1 protein-coding gene and 1 pseudogene are annotated in these 1,394 nt (G+C 70.8%); both read left to right on the forward strand.

The features are described from left to right. The coding region (locus ACGF5O_RS49050) for an electron transfer flavoprotein subunit beta/FixA family protein (RefSeq protein ID WP_393816439.1) at positions 1-788 on the forward strand (788 nt) is incomplete at its 5' end. Positions 789-840: 52 nt separating this feature from the next. Next, positions 841-1,394 (forward strand): annotated as a pseudogene (locus ACGF5O_RS49055) (electron transfer flavoprotein subunit alpha/FixB family protein); the annotation flags it as partial.

Consider the following 1,394-nt stretch of genomic DNA (forward strand, 5'->3'; position numbering starts at 1 on the left):
TGAGCTTGAGGATCGTTGTCACTGTGAAGTATGTGCCCGACGCCACTGGCGACCGGCATTTCGCCGATGACCTGACCGTCGACCGTGACGACGTGGACGGTCTCCTCTCCGAGCTGGACGAGTACGCGGTCGAGCAGGCGCTGCAGATCTCGGAGAACTCCGATGACGACGTCGAGGTCACCGTTTTGACGGTGGGTCCGGAGGACGCCAAGGACGCGCTGCGCAAGGCGCTGTCCATGGGTGCGGACAAGGCGATCCACGTCGAGGACGACGACCTGCACGGCACCGACGCGATCGGCACCTCGCTGGTTTTGGCGAAGGCGATCGAGAAGGCCGGCTTCGACCTGGTGGTCTCGGGTATGGCCTCCACCGACGGCACGGCCGGTGTGGTTCCCGCGCTGCTGGCGGAGCGGCTGGGCGTTCCGCAGGTCACGCTGCTCTCCGAGGTGTCGGTGGCGGACGGTGTCGTGAAGGGCCGTCGTGACGGGGACGCGGCGTCCGAGCAGCTGGAGGCCTCGCTGCCGGCGGTGGTGTCGGTGACCGACCAGTCGGGTGAGGCGCGGTACCCGTCCTTCAAGGGCATCATGGCGGCGAAGAAGAAGCCGGTGGCGGCCTGGGACCTGTCCGACCTCGGTCTGGAGGCCGGGGAGGTCGGTCTGGAGGGCGCCTGGACCAAGGTCGAGGATGCCACCGCGCGTCCGGCCCGTACCGCGGGCACGATCGTCAAGGACGAGGGCGAGGGCGGCAAGCAGCTCGCCGAGTTCCTCGCGGGCCAGAAGTTCATCTGAGCCCCGCACGCGCCGACCGCCCCTCATCTGATCCAAGCAGGAGAGCATTCCCATGGCTGAAGTCCTCGTCTACGTCGACCACGCGGGCGGTGCCGTCCGCAAGCCCACCCTGGAGCTGCTGACACTGGCCCGCCGTATCGGCGAGCCCGTCGCCGTCGCCCTGGGTGCCGGTGCCGCCGACACCGCGCCCGCGCTCGCCGAGCACGGCGCGACCCGTGTCCTGACGCACGACGCCTCCGAGTACGCCGACTACCTGGTCGTCCCCAAGGTCGACGCCCTCCAGGCCGCCGTCGCCGCCGTCGCCCCGGCCGCCGTGCTGGTCCCCTCCTCCGCCGAGGGCAAGGAGATCGCCGCCCGCCTCGCGCTGCGCATCGGCTCCGGCATCATCACCGACGCCGTCGACCTCGAAGCCGGCGACGAGGGCCCGGTGGCCACCCAGTCGGTGTTCGCCGCCTCCTTCACCACCACGTCCCGCGTCTCCCAGGGCACCCCGGTCATCACCGTCAAGCCCAACAGCGCCGCCGTCGAGGCCGCCCCGGCCGCCGGCACGGTCGAAGCCCTCGCGGTGACCTTCTCCGACGCCGCGACCGGCACCAAGGTCACCGG

It is taken from the genome of Streptomyces sp. NPDC048291, assembly GCF_043201715.1.
Taxonomy (GTDB): Bacteria; Actinomycetota; Actinomycetes; order Streptomycetales; family Streptomycetaceae; genus Streptomyces.